Genomic DNA, 6138 nt, shown 5'->3' with positions numbered 1-6138 from the left:
TCTACCAGAGCAAGTCTGGCTGAACCCAGAGAAGGACGGGGGTGACTTAAAGGTCGCCGTGTAGATGAACACGACAACTACCTTGACAAACAGCGTACAACTATTCGCCTCAAATGATCGAGGAATCCCGCTCAGCCAGCTTCGCCCCCGCTACGATCGCTATTCTCGGACAGCCTCCTAGTCCGGACAAATTCCGATGTGAATATTGTCCATTATTTTTGGAGCCCAGCAATTACCATGTCATTCAAATCTCGCTTCAGATCGATATTGAATATTTCGCCATTGCCAGAAGAAGCGCATCGGGCAGATAGCGGCATATTTGACTTCAATTCTGACGGCACGCTGTCTCGTGAAGCTGTTGTGCACGAACCTCATTCTGCCGAAGAGGCTTGTCATCAATTCCCAATGGACAACGATCATCCATCGGGACTGGATGCCGAAAACATCGCCATCCATGAAGCCAGGCAGCGACTCGAATGCGAGGCCAAAGCACGCGTGACAGCCGAAGCACGCGCCCGGGCGGAAACCAGCGCCAGATTGGCTGCCGAGGCAAGAATCAAAGCCGATACAGTCGCCACCGAAGAAGCCAAAGCACGCATTCGAGCTGAGACCCTGGCCAAGCGCGAAGCTCAGGCACGCCAGGAATTGGAAGCAAAACTGCGCCAAACAATAGAGGCCGGCGCCAAAGCAGAAAAAGAAATCGTCGCCACCCTACGCGCCAGGGTGCATGCGGAATCCGTGATCGCAGAGAAATCCCACCAACGCGCTCAGGAAGAGGCGATGCTGCTCGCACAAACGCAAGAGAAGGAAATCGCAGAAGAAAAAGCAATCCAGGCGGCTATTGCCAACAGAAAAGTTGCGCAACAAGCGCACATGATGGCAGTTTCCACAGCCGAAGCCGAAACCCGGGCAATTGCCCTGGCCCAAGCCAGGATGGAAGAAAACGAAGAGATACTCGCCTTGGCGCATGCCAAGGCTGAAGCGGAACAGCAAGCACTGGATGAAATCAGCCAGCGCAAGGAAGCGGCCGCCCTGCTGGCGCAGCAAGAGCGGGTGCGGCTGGAAGCGGAAGCCCGAGCGAATCAGGCGCTGCAGGAAAAATTGGCAGCCGAAGAACAAGCAATCCGCGCAGCAGAAACCCGGCAAGAAATCGATCTGGCCGCCAGACAGGCCGCCGAGTCGCGCGCGCATGCCGAATCTGAAGCGGCCGCAGCCGGACTGGCCAGGGTCGAAGCAGAGCGGCAGGCCGAAGTACAGGCTCAGCTGGCCGCACAGACTGAACAAGAAATGTCTCAGGCGATTGCCGAGCGCGCCAGAGCGGATAACCAATTACTGGAAGAGACACGCCAACGCATCGCGGCAGAAACCGAGGCCCGTCTGGCTGCGGAAGCCCGCGCACAAATAGAGCAGCAGGAAATCGTCACGCTTAATGCAAAATTATTAGCGGAGCATGCCGCGGCTGAGGCAGTTAAAGAACGCATTGCAGCCGAGGAAGCAGCAATCCAGCAATCGCGCGCGCGCGCCATTGCCGAGGCTGCCGCCAGGAAATCCGCAGAAGCGAAAATTGCAGCGGAATTGCAGGCAACCACGCTGGCAGAAGAACGCGTCGCCCTGAACGCCCGGGCGGAACAAGAAGCACGCGCACTGGCAGAATCGGAAGCATGTCTGCTCGCAGACAAGAAGAAAAGGCTGGACGCCATCCAGCTGGCCAAAGCTGCCCATGCAACACGGCTGGAGACAGAACGCAAACTGACTGAACTTGCAGCCGCTATCGCCCAGAATCGCACGCTCATCGCGGTCAAGATGGAAGAGAAACTACGCATGGCTGAAATCGCAGCAATTACGACTTTGGGCCGGGCACAGGCGGAAACTTCGGCCCTGGCGGCGCTGCAAGCGAAAATTGAGCAGGAAGCACTCGCCATCGAACGGGCGATTGCACGGGAAGCTGTCGAGACCATGGCCATGGAAGCGGCGCTCGCACGCACCCGGGCTGAGGAAACCGCCATTGCCCAGGCATCGAACACAATCCGGGAAGAAATCGCGATCACCAGCATTATCCAGCAGCATCCCGGTGAGGCCGCACCCGTACAGGAAGAAGTTGAGGATGATGGACACCTTGATTTGAATCCCTCCGGCGAATATGAACCCTCAATGGCCGCACCAGAACAGGCCGACTCAGACGATTGGCAGGTCGCAACACCAATGCTTGCCTATCAAGAAGATATCACAGCCCTGGCTGAATCTGGACAGACAGCGGCCTATCACAACTCCGAGATCGAACCTGGTTTCGCACCCACGCCGGCCATCACCGATGCACTAGAAACCGCAGTGCATGCGTCATTCAAACCTGATGATAGCCCGTCTCCAGACACGTTCGATCAATTTGATAACATCCGGACACCAGACGCTCCTGCCGCACCCCGCACATCCAGAATGCACTACAAGCAAGATGGCAACCAGCCGCTTGCGGATGATCTGGAAGCCGAGTCAATGCTGGACGAGTTGTCAGCAAACAGGATGGGCGCAGCCTAGGAGGTTGTCCAAAAATAGACTGATCTACTACGGATGAAGCTGGCTGAGCCCTCGCTACGCTATTCTCGGACAGCCTCCTAGCAGCAACGCCGGTATCCTCGGCTGATTGCAATTTTTATAACGAATGGATTGTTATCCACAGCATAAGTTGTTATTTTTACGTTACCTGACTGCTGGCGACGCCACGAGCCAAAGTGCACGGCTGTCAAGCCTGTCCAACTGAGAATCCAGGGTAACCGATCCCAGATAGCGTACCGATACATCTTTATAGTATTTTCGGGAGCCTGCGCGGGCCATATTCACGCGTTCTCACCCAGCACACACCCTCCCAACCCCCAGGAGACACAATATGCTGAAAACTCTATGCGCCTCTTCCCTGATGCTGATGCTATGGTCCATGCCATTCCATGGATTTGCCAACCAGCCGGAAGAAAAAGTCACAACCGTACACGATCAAAAGCAAGTTTCGGTGACAATCTACAATGAAGACTTGGCACTGATCAAGGAACTGCGCGACATCCCGCTGAACAAAGGTATGAACCACCTTGCCTGGCGCGAGGTCTCTGCCCGCATCCGTCCCGAAACTGCGTTACTGCGCAATTTGCAGCAGCCCACGGGATTCCGGTTACTTGAACAAAATTTCGATTTTGACCTGCTCACGCCCCACAAACTGCTGGAAAAGTATCTTGGCCGCACGGTCACCATACTTCACACCAATCCCGCCACAGGGGTTGAAACCAGCGAATCCGCCGTCGTGCTCTCCACCAATGAAGGCATCGTACTGCAGTTCGAAGATCGTATCGAAACCGGCACCCCCGGTCGAATCGCCTTTCCCGGTGTGCCCGATCAACTGCGCGACCGGCCTACCCTTACGCTCGCACTGGTCAACCCGCGGGCCGGCAAACATCAGCTGGAACTCTCTTATCTGACAGCCGGCCTCTCCTGGCAGGCGGATTATGTCGCTGAACTCAATGCCGATGACAGCCAGCTCGATCTCAATGGACTGGTCACCCTGGTAAACCGCAGCGGCATCGCTTACCGCAACGCCCGCATGCAACTGGTTGCCGGAGATGTGCACCTGGTCCAGCCTGAAACACGCTACAGCAGAAAAATGATGGCCATGGCAGCCGAGGCGGCGGACTTGCCGCAAATGCGGGAAGAAGCTTTATTTGAATACCATCTCTACACCCTGTCAGCCCCAACCACCCTGGCAGACAATCAGACCAAGCAGGTCGCCCTGATGTCGGCAACCGCCATCCCCCTCCACAAAGAATTTCTGCTGCACGGCGCGAGTCATTACTATGCCGGCAAGGTCGGTGAAATCGGCCGCCAACTCAAGCCTGCTGTGTATATTCAATTTGACAACCAGGGCGAAGGGCTGGGCGTGCCACTGCCCAGAGGCGTTGTACGTGTCTACAAACACGATACACAAGGCCATACGCAATTCGTCGGCGAAGACCGCATCGACCATACCGCCAAAAACGATCAGGTACGCTTGAAGCTGGGTAGCGCTTTCGACATCACTGCCGATAAAATCCAGACCGATTTCCAGCGACTTACCACCACACCCCAGAACGTGGCTGAATCCGCTTACCGGATCGCAATCCGCAATGCCCACCGGGAAGCCGTCACCGTCCGCCTGCAAGAGCCCATACCCGGCGACTGGACAATGCTCGCTGAATCCCTGCCCCACACCAAGCCGAGCGCTAACCTGGCCGAATGGCAAGTCACCGTCCCCGCCAACCAGGAAACCGAGCTGACCTACCGGGTTCGGGTCAAATATTGAAAGGAGGGGCAGTTAGCGTCTCGGCCACCTGAGGTATCCGGGCTCTACCCCAACTCAGAAGCTGTTTGCAAACAGCTGGAGACAGATCATACAGCAGCAGCATGCGTGTCAATACGCACTGCTTTTTCCAAAAATATCGGCAATCACCCCTACCTGCCTGGCAAGGCAGCCAGCATCAAAGCCAGTTGATGCCAGCCAGGGGCTGGATTGCCGTACCACTGCTGCAACTCACAAAATCACAAGGGGTCAAGTCTTGTTCTGCCATAGACGATAATCCATTCTACTCAACATTGGATATCACCGAGAGGAAATTTATCTGGATGATACCGGCCTCATCAATTAGCCGGCATTATTTGGCCATAGCTGTAAACGATTTAACTGGGTTTGCCATGCGTATTGCCTGATAGGCAAGGACTATCATATCGTTGCTAAAACGATTGCAGGAAGAAAGGGCTCGCATATTCCTCATGCTCTGCACAAAAATGAAGCCCTCATGCCAAAGGAGGATGATATGCGCAAGATGATCATGCAAATTCCCTTCCAGCTTCCAACAGAGAAACAGCGTCTACTTCTGTTGCTGGAAATTCTCGATGAAAGCCGGCTGGAAGGTATGGTCTTGACCGGCCCCTGACTCCCCATGGGCACATCCCGAAACATCCTGTTTTCAGGACTTTTCAGCAGCCCTAAAAAAATTCAAGCACACCCGCCTCGGCTCAAACATTGAAACGGAAATGCATTACATCGCCATCCTGGACGATATATTCCTTACCTTCGAGGCGCATTCTTCCGGCCTCTTTGGCCTTTTGCTCTCCCCGGTAGGCGACAAAATCGTCATAGGCGATGACTTCGGCGCGTATAAAGCCTTTCTCGAAATCGGTATGGATGACGCCAGCAGCCTGGGGAGCGGTTGAGCCGCTGCGAATGGTCCAGGCCCGGACTTCCTTGACGCCGGCCGTGAAATAGGTCTGGAGTCCCAGTATTTGATAGGCCGCGCGAATCAGGCGATTCAAACCAGGTTCTTGCAGTCCGATATCCGCGAGAAAGATCTGCTTGTCTTCATCGGAGAGATCCGCAATCTCGGCCTCGAGGGCGGCACAAATCACCACCACGGGCGCTGCCTCCTGTTTGGCCTGCTTTTGGATTCTGTCCAGCATGGGGTTATCTGCAAAGCCCTGGTCCGCGACGTTGGCCACATAGATAACAGGTTTGGCGGTCAACAAACAAAGTGGCTTCAGCAGTGCCTGTTCAGCGCTTTCAAGCTCGAGGCTGCGGGCAGGATGGCCCTGGTCTAGGTGCGCATGCAGTTTCTCCAATATCGCCAGCAAACGCACGCTTTCTTTGTTGCCCGAAGATTTTGCCAGCTTGGCTTCACGCTGCATCGCCTTTTCCACTGTCGCCAGATCTGCCAATGCCAGCTCGGTCTGAATCACCTCCATATCCGACAGGGGATCCACTTGGCCAGCAACATGCACGACGTTATCATCCGCGAAACAACGGACCATATGCACAATGCCATCGGTCTCGCGGATATTGGCCAGAAATTTATTGCCCAAACCTTCGCCCCTGGAGGCACCAGCCACGAGTCCAGCGATATCGACAAACTCTACGGTTGCCGGTTGCACTTTCTGTGGGTTGACAATTTCGCTCAGGCCGGCAAGGCGCGGATCGGGCACTTCGACTATGCCAACATTGGGGTCAATCGTACAGAAGGGATAGTTCTCGGCCGCAATGCCGGCTTTGGTCAACGCATTAAACAACGTGGACTTGCCCACATTTGGCAAGCCTACGATCCCGCACTTCAAGCTCATGATCGGATTCTC

At 55.2% G+C, this 6138-nt stretch carries 3 protein-coding genes; 2 read left to right on the top strand and 1 reads right to left on the bottom strand.

Going from position 1 to position 6138, the window contains the following annotated elements; genetic code table 11:
* Nucleotides 1-237 precede the first annotated feature (237 nt).
* Nucleotides 238-2532 (top strand): coiled-coil domain-containing protein, encoded by a 2295-nt coding sequence (locus BLV85_RS06755; protein ID WP_090413560.1) that lies wholly within the window; start codon nt 238-240, stop codon nt 2530-2532.
* Nucleotides 2533-2881: 349 nt separating this feature from the next.
* Nucleotides 2882-4318 (top strand): DUF4139 domain-containing protein, encoded by a 1437-nt coding sequence (locus BLV85_RS06750; RefSeq protein WP_090413557.1) that lies wholly within the window; start codon nt 2882-2884, stop codon nt 4316-4318.
* Nucleotides 4319-5031: 713 nt separating this feature from the next.
* Here the strand turns inward: BLV85_RS06750 and ychF are convergent.
* Complete coding sequence (ychF, locus tag BLV85_RS06740) at nt 5032-6126, bottom strand: redox-regulated ATPase YchF (RefSeq protein ID WP_090413554.1); 1095 nt, start codon at nt 6124-6126, stop codon at nt 5032-5034.
* Between the last annotated feature and the right edge of the window lie 12 nt (nt 6127-6138).

This window comes from Nitrosomonas halophila (assembly GCF_900107165.1).
GTDB lineage: Bacteria > Pseudomonadota > Gammaproteobacteria > Burkholderiales > Nitrosomonadaceae > Nitrosomonas > Nitrosomonas halophila.
The sequence above is the reverse complement of the archived record's forward strand: the minus strand, read 5'-3'. Positions and strand labels throughout refer to the sequence as shown.